Origin of the sequence: Microbacterium thalassium (genome assembly GCF_014208045.1) — a bacterium.
Classification (GTDB): Bacteria; Actinomycetota; Actinomycetes; order Actinomycetales; family Microbacteriaceae; genus Microbacterium; species Microbacterium thalassium.
The window spans coordinates 1,600,467-1,620,485 of the sequence record NZ_JACHML010000001.1; the positions used below are offsets into that span (position 1 = coordinate 1,600,467).

Here is a 20,019-nt window from a genome sequence, read left to right on the forward strand (position 1 = left end):
ATGATGGGTCGCGACATGAGATGTGAAGTCTCATGTTTCGACGATCGGGGGATCTGCATCGGGGGAAGCGACGTCGAGGCGCGGTCGGGGGGCCTGCGCCCGTCGTCGCTCGATGCCGGGGATCGAAAGGTGCCGGCGGGCGCGGGACAGCCCGCCGGTGCCGCGATCCACAGCACGCCGAACAGATCGCCCGGCCGCGCGGCCGATCGTGGAATAGTGGGGCCCACGGCGGAGCAACCCCCCTACCCTCCGTCTGAGGAAGCCATGGACGAAAAGTCGTTCGGGACGCGGAGCAAGCGTCAGCCTGCCGACGAGACACGTCGGAAGATGCTCGATGCCGCCGTGCGTCAGGTGAAGGAGCAGGGTCTCGAACTCGACTTCGCCAATCTCAACCTCGAGGAGTTCATCCGTGTGGCGGGCGTGCCCCGCAGCACGGTGTTCCGCATCTGGCCGGACCGGCGCGCCTTCGTCGCCGACCTGATCAGCGCCCTGTTCGAATCCAACCCCGAGATGGGGCAGGGGTTCGACGAGGAGACGTTCCGCATCGTCGAGCAGGTGATCGCCGACAACGCCGATGATCTGCGCACGCCCGAGGGGCGCGTGAAGCTCATCGCCGAGGCCGCTCGCATCGGGGGCGCGCGCAATCTCGCGGCCGTGTCGCACTCGCGGCCCTGGGCGATCCAGCGCAGCATCCTGTCGGCGGCGATGAGCGGGGCCGATGCGGTCGCCGACGACGCGGTCCGCGAGGCCCTGCTGGCCCTCGAGGAGCGTTTCCGCTCGCGCATGGAGCAGATGTACGCCACGTGGGCCGAGCTGTTCCAGCGCCGCATGGTGCCCGGCATCACCCCGCGCGACATCGCGATCTGCAGTGCCGCGCTGGTCGAGGGCATCGTCGAGCGTCGGGTGTTCTCCGACCCGCTGCCACCCCGCACGCTCGCGGTGGGCGGCGGCGAGCCGCAGGAGTGGGAGATCGGAGCCTTCGCGCTCTTCGCCATCTTCATCACCTTCACCGAGGAGACCTGAGCGCGTCCCGCACGCGTCACCGCATCGGGTTAGGCTCGAACGATGGCGATCTTCTCCCGTGGAAAGCGCACGCGCGACGACGACACGACCGCTGAGGCTGCTCAGCCCGCGGCCGAGGCGACCGAAGCCGCAGCCGCGGCGGAGAGCGCCGGCGATGAATCGGTGCCGCACGTCGGCATCTCGGTCTCGACCTTCGGACAGGCAGCCTCCGCGCCGCAGGTCGCGACGCCGGGGACGAGCACGCAGCCGCGATCGCAGACCAACGAGACCGCGCCGGCGCAGACCGAGACCATCCCGGGGCTGCGCGACAACGTCGTGCTCCGCGCGGCGCTGGCAGCGCTGCCCGAGAAGCCCGACTCGATCGATCTTCTCAACGTCGCGCGCCAGCTGATGCAGGGGCATGTCTTCCTGCGCGTGAAGGGCGACGCCCGCGCGCTCATCTCCGAGGGCAAGGACCTGCCGCTGGCCGTGGCCACGCTGCGCGGCAAGCGCTTCGCGCTCGCGTACAGCAGCGGCGCCGCGCTGCAGGCCAGTGTCCGCCAGGACGGCGATGCGCAGACATCGGCGATGGGCCAGCCGGTCCTCGCCGTGATCCGCCACGTCCTCGCCGGAACCTACGACGGGCTCATCCTCGACCACGCCTCGGCGCCGGCGCGAGCCGTGCTGCCGCGGCCGCTGCTCGAGAAGATGGTCGAGGCCTACGACGAGCAGCTCACCATCAAGCAGGCGCTGGCCGCCGAACGCACACCGCAGACAGCGGCCCAGGTCGCCGACGCGCTCACGAAGGTGAAGCTGTGGGTCGCGGTCAACCGGGCGGCCGAGGGCGGCCCGGTGGGCGTGGCCGAGTCCCGCACGAAGTCCGGGGAGCGGTTCCTCGAGGTGTACTCCCACCCGCTCGAGGTCGTCGCCGGGGGCCGCAGCGATCAGGCTGCGCCGATCACGGCGGCGCAGCTCGCGAAGGCGCTGCACGGCGACGACGGGCTCACGGGCGTGATCGTCGACCCGCGAGGGCCGTGGATCCGCCTGCGGCGCGACGATCTGACGCAGCTGCTCGCGCTCACCGACTGACCCCCGGCGGCTCGCTGTGGCATCCTGAAGCGCGAGGCGAACCCCCGCCCGAGACGGCCGAAGGAGCACGCCGCGGTGATCGAGCGCACCCAGGCTCTGCTGGAGGAGATCCTGATCTCCGGCGACCCCGTCGCGCGCAATCGCATGATCACGCTCTGCTACCGCGACCTCGCGGAGGGGCTGGCCGAGATCGTGGGGCGCCGCGACCTCAACTGGTTCGTCTTCGGGGTGTGGGCCAGCGGCACGGCGGGGGCGGCGATCCGCGGCGAGGGCCTGCCGCTGGATCTCGGGACATCCCGGAACGTCGCCGCGGGCAACCTCGCCATCATCCGCGACGTGGCCCCGGCGTTCATCCGCTGGCTCCGCGAGGTCGAGCACGCCGGCGGCCCCACGATCGACGCGCGCGACCGTGCGCTCGAAGATCCCCTGTTCGAGGCGGCGCCCAAGCTCGGCGCCGCGATCAGGTGCTACCACGCCGCCGCCGAGCTGCGCGCGGCGGCGGCCGATGACAATGCGTCCGACAAGGACATCGCCGAGCTGGTGCTGCTGGGAAACCTGCTCCTGGGCGAGCACGAGCAGACCGTCGTCGACCGCTTCATCGATGCGGCCATGCCGCTCGGGTGCCTGTTCGGCCTCATCACGACGCGCTTCGTGCGCATCGACACCCCCGACGGTCCCCTGGACGTCTGCGAGGACGTCGCTCCGCCCGCGTACCTTGCCGGGGAGCTCTTCCCAGCTGTCCTCAGCGACCTGGTCAATCCCGACCTGTGCGCGGCGTGCGTGAGGTTCGGGCAGTCCACGGGCGCGGATGCCGCGGCCTCGAACGCCCTCAAGTGGGAGGACTACGACGACCGCATGGGCTACATCATGACCTTCTTCCGCGCGTACCAGCGCGATGAGCGGTTCTACGAGGTGCCGGCCGCCTACCTGCCGGTCGAGGTCGAAGGCGCACATGGTCTCTGAGCGCGTCACCCTCACCGTCCCGGGCCCCGAGGGCGATCGCGAGGTCGGGCTGTCGAGCCCGAACCGCGTGCTGTGGCCAGAGCTCGGCATCACCAAGCGTGAGCTCGCCGAGTACTTCATCGCGGTCGCGGGCGCCTTTCTGGCCGCCAACGGCGACCGGCCGGTGTCCCTCGAGCGCTTCCCCGACGGCATCGACGGTGACAGCTTCTTCTCGAAGAACCCGCCCAAGGGAGCGCCGGGGTTCGTCGAGACCGTCACGGTGCGGTACAACAGCGGCCGGCGGCATCCGCAGATCGTCCTCACCGAGCCGGCCGCCATCGTGTGGGCGGCGCAGATGAACACCGTCGTGTTCCACCCGTGGGCCTCCCGTACCGCGAACACCGACAATCCCGTCGAGCTGCGGATCGACCTGGATCCCCAGCCCGGGACGGACTTCTCGGATGCCGCGGCCGTCGCGCCGGCGCTGCGCGACGTCCTCGCCGAGGCCGGGCTGACGGCGTTCCTGAAGACGAGCGGCAGTCGCGGCATCCACGTGTTCTGCCCCATCGAGCCCGCGCACGAGTTCCTCGACGTCCGTCACGCCGTCATCGCCGCCGGCCGCGAGCTCGAGCGCCGCATGCCCGACAGGGTCACGACGAACTGGTGGAAGGAAGAGCGCGGCGAGCGCATCTTCGTCGACTTCAACCAGGCCAACCGCGACCGCACGATGGCGGGCGCCTACAGTCCACGCGCGCTGCCGGGCGCGACGGTGGCGACGCCCATCACGTGGGACGAGCTGGCGGATGCCGACCCCGCCGCGTTCACGGTGCGCACCGTGCCGCAGCGCCTCGCCGACATCGGCGACCCGTGGGCCGACATGTCCGCGTCCCCGGGCCGCATCGACACCCTGCTGGAGTGGTGGCAGCGCGACCTCGATGCGGGGCTCGGCGAGCTGCCGTTCCCGCCCGAATTCCCAAAGATGCCCGGGGAGCCGCCCCGCGTGCAGCCGAGCAGAGCGAGGAGAGCAGATGACTGATCAGCCCAGCTGGTCCGACCGCGCGATGGCGAAGGCCCTGAAGACCCCCTGGCTGATGCGGCTTCCGATCCCGATGTTCAAAGCGGGACTGGGCTGGATGCTGGGTGATCGGTTCGTGATGATCGAGCACCTGGGGCGCACCTCCGGCGAGCCGCGCTACGCCGTCGTCGAGGTGATGGGGCGCGAGCCGAACGTCATCCGCGTCGCGTCGGGTCTCGGCACGAAGTCGCAGTGGTACCGCAACCTCAAGGCCAACGGCGTGGCGTTCCTCAGCACCGGAAAGGCGCGGCGCGTGCCGGCGCACGTGCGCATCCTCTCGGAGGAGGAGTCGCAGCAGGCCCTGGACCACTACGCGCAGGAGTATCCCGAAGCGTGGAAGCACCTCAAGAGCGCGATGGACTACGCCGCGGGCGGTGAGGCGGTCATCCCCGTCATCGAGTTCACGCCGCCGCAGGGCTGATCCGCGACGGCGCGGCCGGTCAGTGCGCCATCACCGCGGCGCGGTGCGCGCGGATCGGGTGGATCAGCCGGAACGACCATGCGGGGCGCGCGGAGCGCCCCTCGTCCCGCGCTCGGCGGCGCACGACGGGGGCCGCATGACGTGCCATGCGCTGCAGATGCGCGACCTCGGCGTTGGGATGCGGTCGCGCCGGGGTGAACAGGGACTGCGCGAAGATGGCGTGGTACATGTCGGCCTCCAACGATGGATCGGACTCTCTCATCAAGAGGGCCGTGCCCCGTCGCTGATACGTCGGCGCTGCGCCGTCAGCGCGCGCGGTTCCACTCGCGCTCGGTGAGCACGCGGGCGACCGTCAGACCCGCCGCGAGGGCGACCACCACGAAGACGGCCTCGAAGCCCTGCTGGACGGCCGCGAGGGTGTCGCCTTCGATCGTGGCGGCGATCGCCTGGTACGTCGCGGCGCCGGGAACCATGATCAGCACGGCCGGGACCGTGAGCGTGACCCGCGCAGCCCGCAGCGGATCCGAGACCAGCGAGGCGATGAGGCCCACCGCGAGAGCCGCCGCGACGGCGGCGACGCCGGCCTCGACGTGCGCGTCGGTGAGCAGCAGGCGCCCGGCGTTGGCGACCGTGCCGATCGCCGCGGCCGTGGCCGCCACCGCGAACGGCGTGGAGAACAGCAGTGCGAATCCGAGGACGCCGACGAACCCGGCGACCAGTCGCGCCGCCGTGAGCAGCGGCTCGTCCATCAGCGGTGCGGCCGTGGCGGTGGCGCTCGCACGCACGATCGCCGCGACCGACCACACCGCCGTGCCGGTCGCCAGCAGCACGAGCGCCGCATAGACGACGCGGTTGATCCCCGCGGCGAGATCGAGCCGTGCGAGGTCGAGGGCTCCGGTGACGAGCGGGAAGCCGGGGACGAGGAACAGCACCGCCGCGGTGAGCACCGTGTCGTGGGCGCTCGACGGCGCGCCGAGCAGGTCGAGCAGGGCCGTGCCGCCGAGGAACGACACCAGCGACGCCACCGCGGCGAGGAAGACCACGAGGAACTCGTTCAGTCCGCTGCGCATCAGCATCATGCGGATCAGCTGACCGAGCGTGGCCGCGACGCCGACGGCGACGGCGTCGGCCCAGCCGCCGTTGAGCAGCACGGCGAACGCCGCGCACGCGGCGCCGGCGGCGAGGGCGCGGACCAGCAGGGGGTACCGGGGTCCGGCGGCCGCAATGTCGTCCAGGCGCTGCTGCAGCTGCTCGACGGTCGTCTCGGTGGTGACGTCGTGCGACAGCCGCTTGAGGGCGGTGATCTTCATCGCGTCGACGGCCGGCCGCACCTCGGCGACGCGGGTCCGGTACAGCCCCGCGCGCCGGGCGGTGACGACGATCTCGGTCATGCCCACGCGGATGTCGAGCCGGTCGATGCCGAGCGCGACGGCTGTGCGCGACATGACGGCACGCACGCGAGCCGACGACGCGCCGGCTCCCAGCATCATGGCGCCGAGGCGGAGCACGGCGTCGACCCGGGCGATGAAGCGGACCGGTTCGAGGTGCAGTTCCGAGGTGCCCTCGTGCTCGTCGTCGCTCATGAATCCAGGACGTCTCCCAGGTCGTAGGCCGACACGGTCTCGAGCTGATCGTACGTGCAGGAGCGCGCGTCGCGATCGGGACGCCACCGCTCGAACTGCACCGTATGGCGGAACCGCCACCCTTCGAGCTGGTCGTAGCGCACCTCGAGCACCTTCTCGGGACGCAGCCGCACGAACGAGACGTCCTTCGACCCGCTGAAGCGCGATCGATCGGTCTCGCCCGTCGCCGCCCCGCCGTCGGCATCCCGCTCCACGAGCGGCGCCAGCTCGTCGATCAGCTCGAGGCGCCGCTTGTCGGTGAACGCTGCGACGCCGCCGACGTTCACCAGCTCGCCGCCGTCGGTGTAGAGGCCGACCAGCAGCGACCCGAGTCCGCGTCCGGACTTGTGGATGCGGTAGCCGAGGGCCACCACGTCGGCGGTGCGCGCGTGCTTGATCTTGAACTGGGACCGCTTGTTCGGCTCGTACGACCGGTCGAGGGGCTTGGCCACCACACCGTCGAGCCCCGCGCCCTCGAACTCGTCGAGCCAGCGGCGCGCGAGGTCGGGATCCTCGGTGGTGCGGGTGACGTGGACCGGATGCGGCACGCCGCCGAGCAGGTCGACGAGCTCCGCGCGCCGCACGGCGAACGGCTCGCCCTGCAGGTCACGGTCGCCGCGGGCGAGGAGGTCGAACGCGATCAGCATCGCCGGTGTCGTCTCGGCGAGCATGTTCACGCGCGACTCGGCCGGGTGGATGCGCTGCGTCAGGGCCTCCCAGTCCAGGCGCTGCGATCCGGGGTCCCCGGTGGGCACGACGATCTCGCCGTCGATGAGGCAGGGTTCGGGGAGCAGTCGCGCGAACGCCTCGACGAGCTCGGGGAAGTACCGGGTCAGCGGCTTCGCGCCGCGGCTGCCGATGTCGACGCGCTCGCCGTCCCACGACACCAGCGCGCGGAAGCCGTCCCACTTCGGCTCGAAGCTGAGCCCGCCGGGGTGCTTCGCGGCATCGGGCACCGCCGGCACGGCCTTGGCGAGCATCGGCGCGGGGATCTCGTACGGCATGATCTCATCCTGCCGGTTGCCCCCCGGCGTCCGACAGATCACCCGGCGGGAACGCTCCGGCGGTGTATACGGCGGCGGCCTCGGCGCGGTTCGCGGCGCCGAGCTTGGCGAGGATCGCCGACACGTGCACGCTCGCGGTCTTCGGCGCGATGTACAGTCGCTCGCCGATCTGCGCGTTCGTGAGCCCCTCGGCCACGAGGGCGAGCACCTGGAGCTCTCGAGGGGTGAGCGACGGTGCGGCCGGAGCGGGAACGGGCGCGTCGTCGCCGTGCGCCAGTCCGGCGTCGTGGGTGAGCGTTCGCGCCCAGCGCGCGACGAGCCCGATGCCGTCTCGCGACGCGGCGGTCGCGACGCGGTCGAGCCGATCAGCGGCCTGCTCGCGGGCGCCGCAGCGGAGCTCCGCCCCCGCGAGCCGATAGGCGGCCAGGTGATGCACCCACACGTCGTGGACGGCGGGATCCAGCGCGGCGACGGCGCGCTCCCACGCCGCGCGGGAGGAGGACGGGTCGGACATCGTCGCACCGAGCTCGGCTTCGGTCACCGCTCGGTTGCCCTGGCCGAGGATGTCGTCCGTGATCGTCGCCACACCGTGCTGCACGACGCCGTCGACCACGGCGACGTTCTCGTCGTCGAGCCCCGTGGAGCGCGCGGTCGTGACGAGGAGCGCGAGCCAGGGGAGGAACAGGTCGGGGCAGGGGAGGTCCTCCCGCGAAGCCGAGGCATACCCGGCCGCCGCGGTCAGCGCCGCGCGGAGAGCCTCGGCTCGCGCATCGGGGGTGGCCGCGTGCGTCCACTCGGCCATGCGGAGCTGGACCTCGGTGATCACCCAATTCGAGATCAGCTTCGGGTCGGCATGGGGGTCGGGGCGAAGGTGCGCATACTCGTCCCAGGCGTCCTCGGCGATGTCGACCTCGTCGTTCATCGCGTGGAGGAGGATGATGCACCGGGCCACCCAGCTCTGCATGGTCGGCTGCCCGGCGAACAGGCGCATGCAGCGATGCGCGAGCGCGCGCGCCTCGTCGTAGCGCCCGAGGGGCATGAGGCTCATCAGCAGATCGAGCGCGAAGTATGCGGGGATGCCGCGTTCCCAGCCCACTTCGCGGCAGTAGGCGAGCGTCTGCTCGGCGAGCTCGATGGACTCCGTGAGCATGCCGTTGTCGCCGAGGTCGGCGAGATAGTTCAGGGTGGCGACGAAGCGACGTGAGAGCGACGATGCCGCTTCGAGGGCTTTGCGGGAATGCTCGAGGGCGCCGCGGCGGTCGCCCGTGATCGTCAGGAACGCGGACATGCGGTTGTGCACGAGCTCCAGCGCGTCACCCTGCGCGTGCTCCTCGGCGACCGCGACCGCCCACTCGAGCTCGGCGCGGCGCTCGGGCACCGGGCGTTCGTCGTCTTCGTAGGCGATGCACGCCACCACGCCCGCTCGCAGGACGAGCGGCTCAGGCTCGGTCGCGCCGTCGAGGAGTGCGAGCGCCTCGCGGTCGCACTCGATCGCGTGCTGAGGCTCGTCGAGATTCGCGTACGCGCGTGCCTGGGCGTGGAGGAGACGCGCGCGCATCACGTCGTCGTCATCCAGTCGCGCGAGCGCGTCGTCGGCGACATCGATGGCGCGAGGGTCGGCCGAGGACGTGAGCGCGTCGATGAGCTCGAGCGCGACAGCCGCGCGCGACATCCCGACCTGCTCGGCCGCGTCCGGGACGCGGTCCCACAGCTCGAGGAGTCGCTCGGTGAGTCTGCCGACGATCACCGGTGCGCTCGCGGACATCGCTTCGCGTCGCGCGCGCCGGGTCGCCTCGAACGCGGCGGCTTCTTCGCCGGCGGCGAGGAGGTGCTCGCTGATCGCGCTGAACAGCCCGGTCCGGCCGCTGTCGGCCCGCCTCTCCAGAGCGCGCGCATAGGCGCGATGGAGCCCGGTCCGCTCCGGCGCCAGCAGGCGGTCGCGCAGCGCTTCGGCGATGAGCGCATGCCGGAACTGGAACGCGTCGTCGACGGGGACGACGATCCCGCGTGTGACGGCGGGGCGCAGTCCCTCGAGCACCGCGGACTCGTCCGCGCCCGTCACCTCGGCGAGCAGGGCGCTGTCGGCGCGGTCCACGGCGACCGACAGTGCGTCCAGCATCCGCCGCGTGGGGGGATCGCACGCATCCGCGCTCGCGAGGACGACGTCGCGCAGGGTGGGAGGCAGAGCCCCGCTGCTCAGCTGCACGAGCTCTTCGACGAAGAACGGGATGCCGGCGCTGCGTGCGACGACCGCATCGATCTCGTTCGGGCCGAGGCGGTCGGCACCCAGATGCTCGATCTGCTCGCGGATCTCGTCCGGACCGAGCGGCGCCAGATCGATGACGTCGACGGAGCGGGATCGCTCCAGCTCGGTCACGAACGGACGCAGCGGATGGTCGTCGCCGATGTCGTCGGTGCGATAGGTGAGGGCGATCGTGACGTGCTCCGCCTGCAGTGTCGTGGCGAGAGTCCTCAGCAGCGCCGTCGTGGCCGCATCCGCCCAGTGGATGTCCTCCATGATGAGCAGCAGGTGATGGTCGACGCTGAGATCCTCGATCACGCGCTCCACCGCCTCGACGACGTAGTCGCCGCCGCGGGGCGGGGGAAGAGCGTCGCTCTCCAGGTCGGGCACGAGGGTCGCGAGCGTGGCGAGAACCGTGGGCGAGCCGGCCGCGGAGCGCAGCCGGTCGTCGCCGACGGCGGCGCGGATCTCGCGCAGCAGCCGACGGACGGGCGTGAACGGGGTGCCGATCGGCCCGAGATCGACGCAGCGGCCGACGGCGACCACGACCGGCAGCGCACCGTCGTCAGCTCCGCGGGGGACGCCGCCGAGGAACTCTCGCAGCAGGCGGGTCTTCCCGATGCCGGCGTCTCCTCGGACGAGTGCGGTGCGGGTCCTGCCGTCGCGGCTGTCGGCGAACGCCGCGGCGAGGACGGCCAGGTCGGCGTCTCTGCCGACCATCACGGGACTCTGCCGGACGGCGGTCACCGCGGACGCGCTTCCTGCGGCGCGCGGCGGAGGGCGCCGGTCCCCATCCGGCGCCCGTGCTTCCTCGTGGTTCCCCGCGACGAGGGCATGCACCCATCGTGGCACCGGCGGGCTCCGACCGGAACCGCCTTCCCGCGAGAGTGCTCGTCGGACGACGTCGGCACCCGGGTGGCCGCCGGGTCGGCGGGACACAGGGAGCGGGGTGGGAGCTCGTCCCACCCCGCTCGTCCCCAGCGATCGCTGTCAGCCGGCGTGTGCCGCGACCAGCGGCGTGCGGGGCCGCGCGCGACCCGCGAACCATTCGGTCACGACGGCGAAGCCCGAGGGCCGCTTCTTCGCGGCGCCGCGCTCGTACTGGGCGAGGATCATCTCATTCTCGCGGGCGAGTTCTGCGGCCCGATGCGCATCCAGCTTCTGTGCTGTGTAGACCGTGTACATGGCGATCTCCCTTCGCTCGGTCCGTTGACTATGAAGAGCCGGGAACGGGCCGGCTGATACGTCAGTGCGCCGATGCGACGCGATTGCGCCCGCCGCGGTGCGAGGCTGCGCGCAGCAGGCGGGCGATCAGGCCCGTGTGCGTGTTCGTGTACGGCGCCGCCGTCACCGAGGCGCGCTCGCGCTGGCGGCGGATGAGCTCGCTCTCGCGGGCGAGCTGCTGTGCGCGGTGCTGGTCGAGGCGGTAGGCGGTGAAGGTCGTGCTGTCCATCGGTTCGTCTCCCTGTCGAAGCCGGGGTGCCGGCGAGTCGTGCTGACAGGAACGACGATGCTCCCTAAGGGGGGTGCTCCCCATCGGGAGGATGCCCTATCTTCGGCGTCCAGCCGCCTCAGACGGGCGCGGGTGCGACCTCAGTCCGGTGGATCGACCGCCACCTGCGGCGCCGGCTTGGGCCTCGCCCACGCGGCGGGCTGGTTCGGGCCGTCCCACACCTGCACGATCCCCCACGCCACGGCGGTGATCGGAACGGCCAGCACCGCGCCGAGGATCCCGCCGACGGCGGTGCCCGCGGCCAGAGCGACCAGGACGACGAAGGCATTGAGCTTGGTCTGGCGGCCCATCAGCACCGGCTGCAGGAAGTTGCCCTCCAGCTGCTGCACGAGCACGATCACGCCGACCACGAGCACGGCGTTGAACCAGCCGTTGGCCACCAGGGCGACAAGGGCCGCGAGCGCGCCCGCGATCGTGGCGCCGACGATGGGGATGAAGGCGAGCAGGAACACCAGCACCGCGAGCGGGACGGCCAGCGGCACCTGCAGGATGAGCAGTCCGATGAGGATGCCGACCGCGTCGACGAGCGCGACGGATGCCGTTCCGCGCACGTACGAGCCGAGGGTCACGACCGTCTTGTCCCCGATGCGCTGCGCGCGCTCGTAGGCGCGGCCCTGGAACGGCCGCAGCAGGAACTCCCACATCTGCGGGCCGTCCTTCAGGAAGAAGAACAGGATGACGACCATCAGCACGAGCCCGGTGATGAAGCTCGCGACCGCGCCGACTCCGGCGAGCGCCCCCGACCCGAACTGGGCGCTCGTGAGAAAGTCGATCAGCTGGTCGGTCCACTCCGCGATCTGGTTGTCGCTCGGGGCGAACGGGAGGGTGTCGACCCAGGCCAGCAGCGACTGGAGCCCCTCCTCGGCCTGGGCGTACAGCTCATCCCACTGATCGCGCACCGCCCACGTGATGAGCCAGCCCACGCCGGTGAGGATCAGCAGCACCGCGAACAGCGCGATGATCGTCGCGAGCACCGAGGGGATTCCGCGGCGCCGCATCCACGACATCGCCGGCGCGAACGCCGAGGCGAGGATCAGCGCGATGGCGAGGGGGATCGTCACGAGCGTCACGGTCTGGATCGCCCAGATGATCCCGGCGGCGACGGCCACGATCAGGATGATCTGCAGCGCGCGGATGGCCAGGCGCCCGAAGCCGTCCGCCCACAGGCTCCACGGCGGGCGGGTCGCCTTCAGGTCGGCGTCGTTCGAGGTCAGCGAGACCCTGGACGGTGTGCGGGTGAACAATCCCATGAGCCGACAGTAGCCACCCCGCGCGCGTCTGGGCGACAGATCGCCCGCGACGCGCTATGAGCGGGCGCGGGAGCGGCGCACGGCCTTGCCGAGCTCGATCAGCACCGCGGGGGCGACCGCGAGGCCGAGGCTCGCCAGCCACTCGGTGCCGGTGAGGCTCGTCGTGCCCACGAAGGCCTGCATGAAGCCGACCTCGACCGCGACGATCGTCAGGGCGAACGGGATCGCCAGCCACTTGACGGCGCCGAGGATCGGGGCGGACAGCCCCGACTCGGGGTCGCGGCGCAGCACGAGGCCGTAGAACACCGACCCGAGCGCCATGACGACGAAGGCCATCGTCACGGGGACGTTGGGCTCGGTCGAGCTCAGCTGGCCGGGCAACGCCAGCAGGGGCACGAGGGTCGCGATGAACAGCAGGCCGCCGTAGATGAGCCACGCCGTCACCGCACCGCGGTTCGCGATCGTCTTCTTGGGGTCGCGCGGTGGCTTGCGCATGATGTCGGCCGGCGCCGGATCGAGCATGATCACGATGACGGGGAAGACCGTGATGAAGAAGTTCAGGAACAGCACCATGATCGGCGAGAGCGGAACGCCGTTGTTGATGTCGAAGAGGGACGCCGCCAGGAACAGGATCACCAGCGCGAACAGCTGCGACATCTGGAAGCGCACGTAGCCGACGACCTTGTCGTAGATCGCGCGGCCGAGCTTGACGGCCGTGACCAGGGTGCCGAAGTTGTCGTCGACGAGGATCATCTTCCCCGCCTGCTTCGTGACCTCGCTGCCCGACCCCATCGCGACGCCGATGTCGGCCTGCTTGAGCGCTGCGGCGTCGTTGACGGCGTCGCCGGTCATCGCCACGATGGCGCCGTCCTCCTGCATGAGTCGCGCCAGCCGCAGCTTGTCCTGCGGCGTGACCCGGCCGAAGACATGCAGATCGGGGAGCTTCTTCTTCAGCTCCTCATCGCTCATCGCCTGGATGTCGGCGCCGCTCGCGGCTCCCGGGCCGAGTCCCAGCTTCGCGCCGATCGCCGCGGCCGTGATCGCGTGGTCGCCGGTGATCATGCGGACCTCGATGCCCGCCTCGCTCGCGATGCGGACGGCCTCCTTGGACGAGGGGCGGAGCGGGTCGATGATCCCGACGAGACCCACGAACGTGAGCTCCTCGACGGCGGACATCGGGTCGGCGGGCAGCGGCGCGTCCAGCTCGAAGCGCCGCACGGCGAAGGCGAGCACGCGCAGACCCTGCTCGGAGAGCTTGCGGTTCGCCTCCACGATCGCGTCGCGCTGCTCGTCGATCGGCACCACGCCCGACGACGTCGCGGCGGTGGTGCAGCGCGCGAGGACGACATCGGGGCCGCCCTTGACGAAAGCGCCCTGCACCGGGGTGTCGGTGAAGTTCACGCGGTGGAAGGTCGCCATGAACTTGTACTCGGAGTCGAAGGGCACCTCGGCCAGGCGCGGGTACTCGGCCCGCGTGAGCTCGGCGTCGACGCCCATCTTCGCCGCGAGCACGATCAGGGCGGCCTCGGTCGGGTCGCCCACGACTTCGCCGTCGTCGGACACCGTGGCGTCGCTGCAGAGCGTGAGCCCGTAGGCGAGGCGCTCGAAGTCGGGCACCGGATGCCCCGCGGAGCCGCGGATCTCGCCGGACTTGGCGTACCCGGAGCCCGCGACCGAGTACCAGTCGCCGAGGTAGTACAGCGACTCGACCGTCATCTCGTTCATGGTGAGCGTGCCGGTCTTGTCGGAGTTGATGGCGCTGGTCGCGCCCAGCGTCTCGACATCGGTGAGGTTCTTCACCACGGCGTTGTGCTCGGCCAGCTGCTGCGAGCCGTACGACAGCATCCCCTGGACGAAGGTGGGAAGGCCGGTCGGGATCGCCGAGATGGCCATCGAGATGCCGAGCAGGACGACCGAGGCGATCTCCTGCCCGCGCACGAGCCCGACGACGATGATGACGGCCACCGCGCCCCACGCGATCCAGCCGAGCACGCCGGTGAGCGAGTCGAGTTCGCGCTGCAGCGGCGACTTGGCGTGCTTGACGGCCGAGAGCATCGAGGCGATGCGCCCCATCTCGGTGTCCATGCCGGTCGCGGTGACGACCGCCGTCGCGGTGCCGCGTGTGACCTGGGTGTTCTGGTACACCATGTCGGAGCGATCGCCGAGCGTCGTCTCGGGGTCGGCGACCGTCGCGGCGTCCTTCGCGATCGGCGCGCTCTCGCCCGTGAGCGCCGCCTCCTGCGTCTCGAGCGTCGCCGACCGCAGGATGCGCGCGTCGGCCGGCACGACGTCGCCCGCTTCGAGCTGGAGGACGTCGCCGGGGACGAGGGTGGTGGCATCCACCTGCTTGAGCGAGGCGTCGCGGGTCACGCGCGCCTGCGGGATCTGCATCTTCGCGAGGGCGTCCACCGACGCGAGCGCCTTCATCTCCTGGCGCGTCCCCAGCACGACGTTGAGGATCACCAGAGCGCCGACGAGGATGCCGACGCTGATCTGGTTGATGAACATGCTGATGATCGCGACGGCGACCAGCATGATGTTCATCGGGTCCGCCAGCGTGCGCAGCGCGACCTGCCACACCGAGGGCGGCGGCTCGGAGGCGATGGCGTTCGGGCCGCGTTCGGCGAGGCGCTTGTCGGCCTCGGCGGTGCTCAGACCGCGCTCGCGGTCGGAGCCCAGGGAGGCGAGCACGTCGTCGGCGTCGCGAGCGAACCAGGGAGCTGTGGACGAGGTCTCCGTCGCGGTCATGGATCCGAACATACTCGCGCGGCGACATGTCGTGGTGGCCGAGCGCGGTGCGCGATCAGCCGTCGACGCGCAGGAGCAGCCGGAAGGCCACGCCGGCGCGCTCGGAGCTCGGCGGATCGCCGGTGATGAGGTCCGAGAACATGAACGACTCCGACACGCGCGCCAGCAGGTACGCCAGATCCCGCGCGTCGATCGCCCCGGCGAGCGGACGATCGCCGAGTTCACGATGGATCAGCCACTCCACCGTCGCGACGTAGCGGCGCTGCACGGGACTCGCCTTCGTGGTGAGCAGGCGCAGGGCCCGCGCGGGTTCGCTGCGCAGGAACTCCCGGAAGAACCCGGCGGCGATCAGGTCGTCGACGAACCGGGTCAACACCGCCGCGATCCGCTCGCCGCCGGAGATCCCCGCCGTGGCCCGGTCCGCGTGCGTGAGGGTGGGGGCCGCGAACGACCACAGCACCTCGGTCAGCAGCTGATCGCGATTGCCGACCCAGCGGAACAGCGACGTCCGATCGATTCCCAGGGTCGTCGCCAGCGCTCCCATGTCGATGCGGCTCCGATCGAGGAACTGCTCGCGCGCGGCGGCGAACGCCCGCTGCGCGTCGGGGTGCGCTCCCGAGCTCAGGCGCTCGGAGAGCGTGGACGGAGCGGCCACCGGGCCGACCTCGCCGAGCTCTCGCGGCGCAGCGGCCGTCGTCATGCCCGGCACTCTATCGCTTTCAGGCAGGCCTGCAACATATTCGAGAATGTTGTGCAACGTTTCTGATTATGATGCATAATCGGGTGCACGACGACCGATCGGAGAGACGATGACGTTCACACAAGCGGACCCTGGCCTCCGCGCCCGCACCCGATCGTCGGCGTCCGCATGAGCCGCGCCGCTTACATCGTCGCCGCCGTCCGCTCGCCCATCGGCCGCGCCCGCAAGGGCTCCCTCGTGGACCTGCGTCCGGACGACCTTGTCGCGCGGATGGTGCGCGCCGCCCTCGACGAGGTCCCGCAGCTGGATCCCCGGCGCATCGACGACCTGATGATCGGGACCGGACAGCCGGCCGGTGAGCAGGGGATGAACATCGGGCGCATCGTGTCGGTGATGCTGGGACTGGACACCGTGCCCGGCACGACCGTGAACCGCTACTGCGCGTCGTCGGTGCAGACCACGCGGATGGCGTTCCACGCGATCCTGGCCGGCGAGGGCGATGTCTTCGTCTCCGCCGGCGTCGAGTCGGTGACTCACTACGCCCAGGGTGCGGCGGACTTCTTCCCCGGCCACAGCGTCGAGAATCCGGTGTTCGCCGACGCGGTCGCGCGCTCGGCGCGTCGCGCCGAGGGCGGAGCGACCGGATGGGCCGACCCGCGCGCGGACGGGCTCCTGCCCGACCCGTACATCGCCATGGGGCAGACCGCCGAGAACGTCGCGCAGCTGCACGGGATCTCGCGCGAAGAGCAGGACGCGTTCGCGGAGCGTTCGCAGCACAGAGCCGAGGCGTCCATCGCCTCGGGCTTCTGGAAGCGCGACATCACACCGGTCTCCCTGCCCGACGGGCGGGTGGTCGATGCCGACGACGGCCCGCGCTCGGGGGTGACCCACGAGGGGCTCGCCGCGCTCGACCCGGTCTTCCGTCCCGACGGCACGGTCACGGCGGGCAATGCCTGCCCGCTCAACGACGGCGCCGCAGCCCTCGTGATCGTCTCCGACCGGGTCGTGGACGAGCTCGGGCTTCAGCCCCTCGCGCGGATCGTGTCGACGGGCGTGAGTGCGCTGTCTCCCGAGATCATGGGGCTGGGCCCTGTGGAGGCCAGTCGCGACGCGCTCGCGCGTGCCGGCCTGGGCATCGACGACATCGACCTGGTCGAGATCAACGAGGCGTTCGCGGTGCAGGTGATCGCGTCGGCACGCGAGCTGGCCGTCGACCCGGAGCGACTCAATGTCCACGGCGGCGCGATCGCCGTCGGCCATCCCTTCGGCATGACCGGCGCCCGCATCACGACGACGCTCATCCACGGCCTCGCAGACTCCGGCGGCCGCTATGGCCTCGAGACCATGTGCGTCGCGGGCGGCCAGGGCATGGCGCTGGTCGTCGAACGGGTCTAGGCAGGATCGGCGAACGGCGCCGTGGAGGGATCAGTCCAGCTGCTCACCCAGACGTCGGGCGATCTCCGCACGCGGCATGCGCTTCGGGAACACGGCGACGACGACGTCGTCGTCGGCCGGCTCGGCGTCGTCGAGCACGCCGAAACGGCGCATGGCGTCGTCGAGCGCGCGCCGCAGGGCCGCCACCGGAACGCGCTTGGGCCCGCGCAGCAGCTGGCGCAGCACGTGGTTGTGCACGGCGGTCACGAGTGCGGCGTAGCCCACCGCGTCCAGCGGGTCGATGCCGGGCAGCGCTTCGCGCAGGTACTCGTCGAAGAGGCGCTCGTACCGGAAGACCGTGATGATCTCGCGCTCGCGCAGCGCCGGCACCTCGCGCACGACGCCGTAGCGACGCCGGGCCAGCTCGGGGTCGGCCGCGAAGTGCGTGAAGACGCGGACGGATGCTTCGCACACGGCCGCCCACGGATTCGCATGGGGGCGGGCGAGGAAGTCGCGCAGCTCTTCGAGCAGCTGCTCGTGGTCGGTGAAGACGACATCGTCCTTGCCGCCGAATTGGCGGAAGAACGTCGATCGCGAGACGCCCGCGGCCTGTGCGATCTGCTCGACCGAGGTCTGGTCGAAGCCCTGCGTCGCGAACAGCTCGAGGGCGGCGGCGACCACCGCCGTGCGCGCCGCCGGTGCGGATGTCGCCACATCGCTCATAGCCCGAGCCTAGTCCGAGGCCGTGCGACGGTCACACGGTCATGAGCGCCCAGCCGCCGGTAGTAGGCTGGGCAATTGGTCGAGTCTCTCGACGTCAAGACAATCCGGCGCCGGCTGCCGGCGCCGCCCATTCGCCACAGCGAAGGACTGCACGTGGATCTCTACGAGTACCAGGCACGCGATCTGTTCGAGAAGTACGAGGTGCCGGTGCTCGCCGGCATCATCGCGGACACCCCGGAAGAAGTGAAGGCGGCGGCCGAGAAGATCGGCGGCGTCGTCGTCGTCAAGGCCCAGGTCAAGACCGGCGGCCGCGGCAAGGCCGGCGGCGTCAAGGTCGCCAAGACCCCCGACGAGGCGTACGAGGCCGCGAAGGCCATCCTCGGCCTCGACATCAAGGGCCACATCGTCAAGCGGGTCATGGTGGCCCAGGGCGCGCGCATCGCCGAGGAGTACTACTTCTCGGTGCTGCTGGACCGCGCCAACCGCTCCTACCTGAGCCTGTGCTCGGTCGAGGGCGGGATGGAGATCGAGGAGCTCGCCGTCGAGCGTCCCGAGGCGCTGGCGCGCATCGAGGTCGACCCGATCGCCGGCATCGACGCCGCGAAGGCGCTCGAGATCGCCAAGGCCGCGAACTTCCCGGACGAGCTGGCCCCCAAGGTGGCCGACGTGTTCGTCAAGCTGTTCGACGTCTACAAGGGTGAGGACGCCACGCTGGTCGAGGTGAACCCGCTGGTCAAGACCGAGGAGGGCGACATCATCGCCCTCGACGGCAAGGTGTCGCTCGACGAGAACGCCGAGTTCCGCCACCAGAGCCACGCCCTGCTCGAGGACAAGGCCGCGGCCGACCCGCTCGAGGCCAAGGCCAAGGAGAACGACCTCAACTACGTCAAGCTCGACGGCCAGGTCGGCATCATCGGCAACGGCGCGGGCCTGGTCATGTCGACGCTCGACGTCGTCGCCTACGCCGGCGAGGCCCACGGCGGCGTCAAGCCCGCCAACTTCCTCGACATCGGCGGCGGCGCCTCGGCCGAGGTCATGGCCGCGGGACTGGACGTCATCCTCGGCGACCCGCAGGTCAAGAGCGTGTTCGTCAACGTCTTCGGCGGCATCACCGCGTGCGACGCCGTCGCCAAGGGCATCGTCGGCGCACTCGCCGAGCTCGGCTCGACCGCGTCGAAGCCGCTCGTCGTGCGCCTCGACGGCAACCGCGTCGACGAGGGCCGCAAGATCCTCGAAGAGGCGAACCACCCGCTGGTGACCCTCGCCGCGACCATGGACGAGGGCGCCGACAAGGCCGCCGAGCTGGCCAACGCCTGACCCGCCGAGACATCCGAGAAGGACTGGAAAACAAACATGTCGATCTTCCTTGACAAGGATTCGAAGGTCATCGTCCAGGGCATCACCGGCGGCGAGGGCACCAAGCACACCGCGCTGATGCTCAAGGCCGGCACCCAGGTCGTCGGCGGCGTCAACGCGCGCAAGGCCGGCACGACGGTGCTGCACAAGGACGCCGCGGGCGCCGACATCGAGCTGCCGGTGTTCGGCTCCGTCGCCGAGGCGATGGAGAAGACGGGCGCCGATGTGTCGATCGCCTTCGTCCCCGCCGCGTACACGAAGGACGCGATGGTCGAGGCCATCGACGCCGAGATCCCGCTGCTCGTGGTCATCACCGAGGGCGTCCCCGTCGGCGACACCGCCGAGGCGTGGGCGTACGCGAAGTCGAAGGGCAACACCACCCGCATCATCGGCCCGAACTGCCCCGGCATCATCACGCCCGGCGAGTCGCTCGTCGGCATCACGCCCGCCAACATCACCGGCAAGGGCCCGATCGGCCTCGTGTCGAAGTCGGGCACGCTCACGTACCAGATGATGTTCGAGCTGCGCGACCTGGGCTTCTCGACCGCCATCGGCATCGGCGGCGACCCGGTCATCGGCACGACGCACATCGACGCGCTCGCGGCCTTCGAGGCGGACCCCGAGACGAAGGCGATCGTCATGATCGGCGAGATCGGGGGCGACGCCGAGGAGCGCGCGGCCGACTTCATCCAGGCGAACGTCACCAAGCCCGTCGTCGGCTACGTGGCGGGCTTCACCGCGCCCGAGGGCAAGACCATGGGCCACGCCGGCGCCATCGTCTCGGGCTCGGCCGGCACGGCGCAGGCCAAGAAGGAGGCCCTCGAGGCCGCGGGCGTCAAGGTCGGCAAGACCCCGTCCGAGACCGCCGCGCTCATGCGCGAGATCATCGAGGCGCTCTGATCCGGAGACGCTGAGCTCTCACGAGGGGCGGATGCCGCATCGCGCGGCATCCGCCCCT

The 20,019-nt window shown here is 71.0% G+C and carries 18 protein-coding genes; 8 read left to right on the top strand and 10 right to left on the bottom strand.

The window, feature by feature from the left end; all coding sequences use genetic code 11:
• Positions 1 to 264: 264 nt before the first annotated feature.
• The 5 genes from HD594_RS07380 to HD594_RS07400 all read left to right on the top strand — a co-directional run bounded on the left by HD594_RS07380 (position 265) and on the right by HD594_RS07400 (position 4,529).
• On the top strand, positions 265 to 1,023 hold the full coding sequence (locus HD594_RS07380; RefSeq protein WP_184750323.1) for a TetR/AcrR family transcriptional regulator: 759 nt from the start codon (positions 265 to 267) through the stop codon (positions 1,021 to 1,023).
• Between the two features lie 42 nt (positions 1,024 to 1,065).
• Complete coding sequence (locus HD594_RS07385) at positions 1,066 to 2,091, top strand: SseB family protein (protein WP_184750324.1); 1,026 nt, start codon at positions 1,066 to 1,068, stop codon at positions 2,089 to 2,091.
• Between the two features lie 75 nt (positions 2,092 to 2,166).
• Positions 2,167 to 3,054 carry a hypothetical protein gene (locus HD594_RS07390; protein WP_184750325.1) on the top strand — a complete coding sequence of 296 codons (888 nt, stop codon included), beginning with the start codon at positions 2,167 to 2,169 and terminating at the stop codon, positions 3,052 to 3,054.
• Positions 3,044 to 4,069 carry a non-homologous end-joining DNA ligase gene (gene ligD / locus HD594_RS07395; RefSeq protein WP_184750326.1) on the top strand — a complete coding sequence of 342 codons (1,026 nt, stop codon included), beginning with the start codon at positions 3,044 to 3,046 and terminating at the stop codon, positions 4,067 to 4,069. Before HD594_RS07390 ends, ligD begins: the two co-directional genes overlap by 11 nt.
• Positions 4,062 to 4,529, top strand: coding sequence for a nitroreductase family deazaflavin-dependent oxidoreductase (locus tag HD594_RS07400; RefSeq protein ID WP_184750327.1), 468 nt, complete (start codon positions 4,062 to 4,064; stop codon positions 4,527 to 4,529). The genes ligD and HD594_RS07400 overlap by 8 nt, the downstream gene beginning before the upstream one ends.
• Before the next feature lie 19 nt (positions 4,530 to 4,548).
• Here HD594_RS07400 and HD594_RS07405 read toward each other — a convergent pair whose 3' ends face one another.
• The 9 genes from HD594_RS07405 to HD594_RS07445 all read right to left on the bottom strand — a co-directional run bounded on the left by HD594_RS07405 (position 4,549) and on the right by HD594_RS07445 (position 15,608).
• Positions 4,549 to 4,758, bottom strand: coding sequence for a hypothetical protein (locus tag HD594_RS07405; protein WP_184750328.1), 210 nt, complete (start codon positions 4,756 to 4,758; stop codon positions 4,549 to 4,551).
• A gap of 76 nt (positions 4,759 to 4,834) precedes the next feature.
• Positions 4,835 to 6,112: a threonine/serine exporter family protein gene (locus HD594_RS07410; RefSeq protein ID WP_184750329.1), complete on the bottom strand. Its 1,278-nt coding sequence runs from the start codon at positions 6,110 to 6,112 to the stop codon at positions 4,835 to 4,837.
• On the bottom strand, positions 6,109 to 7,155 hold the full coding sequence (locus HD594_RS07415) for an ATP-dependent DNA ligase (RefSeq protein ID WP_184750330.1): 1,047 nt from the start codon (positions 7,153 to 7,155) through the stop codon (positions 6,109 to 6,111). Before HD594_RS07415 ends, HD594_RS07410 begins: the two co-directional genes overlap by 4 nt.
• Before the next feature lie 4 nt (positions 7,156 to 7,159).
• Entirely contained in the window at positions 7,160 to 10,117 is a 2,958-nt protein-coding gene (locus HD594_RS07420; protein WP_184750331.1) for a helix-turn-helix transcriptional regulator, read from the bottom strand.
• A 270-nt stretch (positions 10,118 to 10,387) separates the two neighbouring features.
• Positions 10,388 to 10,582 (bottom strand): hypothetical protein, encoded by a 195-nt coding sequence (locus HD594_RS07425; protein WP_184750332.1) that lies wholly within the window; start codon positions 10,580 to 10,582, stop codon positions 10,388 to 10,390.
• Between the two features lie 61 nt (positions 10,583 to 10,643).
• On the bottom strand, positions 10,644 to 10,850 hold the full coding sequence (locus HD594_RS07430; RefSeq protein ID WP_184750333.1) for a hypothetical protein: 207 nt from the start codon (positions 10,848 to 10,850) through the stop codon (positions 10,644 to 10,646).
• A gap of 140 nt (positions 10,851 to 10,990) precedes the next feature.
• Positions 10,991 to 12,160, bottom strand: coding sequence for an AI-2E family transporter (locus HD594_RS07435; protein WP_184750334.1), 1,170 nt, complete (start codon positions 12,158 to 12,160; stop codon positions 10,991 to 10,993).
• 54 nt (positions 12,161 to 12,214) lie between these two features.
• Entirely contained in the window at positions 12,215 to 14,908 is a 2,694-nt protein-coding gene (locus HD594_RS07440) for a cation-translocating P-type ATPase (protein ID WP_184750335.1), read from the bottom strand.
• 55 nt (positions 14,909 to 14,963) lie between these two features.
• Positions 14,964 to 15,608 (bottom strand): QsdR family transcriptional regulator, encoded by a 645-nt coding sequence (locus HD594_RS07445; protein ID WP_184750336.1) that lies wholly within the window; start codon positions 15,606 to 15,608, stop codon positions 14,964 to 14,966.
• A gap of 168 nt (positions 15,609 to 15,776) precedes the next feature.
• Between HD594_RS07445 and HD594_RS07450 the strand changes: the two genes are divergently transcribed.
• A complete protein-coding gene (locus HD594_RS07450; RefSeq protein WP_184750337.1) occupies positions 15,777 to 17,003 on the top strand; it encodes an acetyl-CoA C-acetyltransferase in 1,227 nt (408 codons plus the stop codon).
• Between the two features lie 30 nt (positions 17,004 to 17,033).
• Here the strand turns inward: HD594_RS07450 and HD594_RS07455 are convergent, their stop codons facing one another.
• Positions 17,034 to 17,705 carry a TetR family transcriptional regulator gene (locus HD594_RS07455; protein ID WP_184750338.1) on the bottom strand — a complete coding sequence of 224 codons (672 nt, stop codon included), beginning with the start codon at positions 17,703 to 17,705 and terminating at the stop codon, positions 17,034 to 17,036.
• A gap of 153 nt (positions 17,706 to 17,858) precedes the next feature.
• On the opposite strand from HD594_RS07455, the gene sucC reads away from it, so the two are divergent.
• Both sucC and sucD read left to right on the top strand, forming a co-directional pair.
• Positions 17,859 to 19,022: an ADP-forming succinate--CoA ligase subunit beta gene (sucC, locus tag HD594_RS07460; protein WP_184750339.1), complete on the top strand. Its 1,164-nt coding sequence runs from the start codon at positions 17,859 to 17,861 to the stop codon at positions 19,020 to 19,022.
• A 36-nt stretch (positions 19,023 to 19,058) separates the two neighbouring features.
• Positions 19,059 to 19,961, top strand: coding sequence for a succinate--CoA ligase subunit alpha (gene sucD / locus HD594_RS07465; protein ID WP_184750340.1), 903 nt, complete (start codon positions 19,059 to 19,061; stop codon positions 19,959 to 19,961).
• Positions 19,962 to 20,019 lie beyond the last annotated feature (58 nt).

What these genes read in the sequence shown, in the direction of transcription:
- HD594_RS07415 (WP_184750330.1), bottom strand. Translation starts at nt 7,155, where the DNA reads ATGCCGTACGAGATCCCCGCGCCGATGCTCGCCAAGGCCGTGCCGGCG.
- HD594_RS07435 (WP_184750334.1), bottom strand. Translation starts at nt 12,160, where the DNA reads ATGGGATTGTTCACCCGCACACCGTCCAGGGTCTCGCTGACCTCGAAC.
- HD594_RS07445 (WP_184750336.1), bottom strand. Translation starts at nt 15,608, where the DNA reads ATGACGACGGCCGCTGCGCCGCGAGAGCTCGGCGAGGTCGGCCCGGTG.
- HD594_RS07400 (WP_184750327.1), top strand. Translation starts at nt 4,062, where the DNA reads ATGACTGATCAGCCCAGCTGGTCCGACCGCGCGATGGCGAAGGCCCTG.
- HD594_RS07405 (WP_184750328.1), bottom strand. Translation starts at nt 4,758, where the DNA reads ATGTACCACGCCATCTTCGCGCAGTCCCTGTTCACCCCGGCGCGACCG.
- HD594_RS07440 (WP_184750335.1), bottom strand. Translation starts at nt 14,908, where the DNA reads ATGACCGCGACGGAGACCTCGTCCACAGCTCCCTGGTTCGCTCGCGAC.
- HD594_RS07420 (WP_184750331.1), bottom strand. Translation starts at nt 10,117, where the DNA reads ATGGTCGGCAGAGACGCCGACCTGGCCGTCCTCGCCGCGGCGTTCGCC.
- HD594_RS07455 (WP_184750338.1), bottom strand. Translation starts at nt 17,705, where the DNA reads ATGAGCGATGTGGCGACATCCGCACCGGCGGCGCGCACGGCGGTGGTC.
- HD594_RS07425 (WP_184750332.1), bottom strand. Translation starts at nt 10,582, where the DNA reads ATGTACACGGTCTACACAGCACAGAAGCTGGATGCGCATCGGGCCGCA.
- HD594_RS07410 (WP_184750329.1), bottom strand. Translation starts at nt 6,112, where the DNA reads ATGAGCGACGACGAGCACGAGGGCACCTCGGAACTGCACCTCGAACCG.
- HD594_RS07450 (WP_184750337.1), top strand. Translation starts at nt 15,777, where the DNA reads ATGAGCCGCGCCGCTTACATCGTCGCCGCCGTCCGCTCGCCCATCGGC.
- sucD (WP_184750340.1), top strand. Translation starts at nt 19,059, where the DNA reads ATGTCGATCTTCCTTGACAAGGATTCGAAGGTCATCGTCCAGGGCATC.
- ligD (WP_184750326.1), top strand. Translation starts at nt 3,044, where the DNA reads ATGGTCTCTGAGCGCGTCACCCTCACCGTCCCGGGCCCCGAGGGCGAT.
- HD594_RS07385 (WP_184750324.1), top strand. Translation starts at nt 1,066, where the DNA reads ATGGCGATCTTCTCCCGTGGAAAGCGCACGCGCGACGACGACACGACC.
- HD594_RS07430 (WP_184750333.1), bottom strand. Translation starts at nt 10,850, where the DNA reads ATGGACAGCACGACCTTCACCGCCTACCGCCTCGACCAGCACCGCGCA.
- HD594_RS07380 (WP_184750323.1), top strand. Translation starts at nt 265, where the DNA reads ATGGACGAAAAGTCGTTCGGGACGCGGAGCAAGCGTCAGCCTGCCGAC.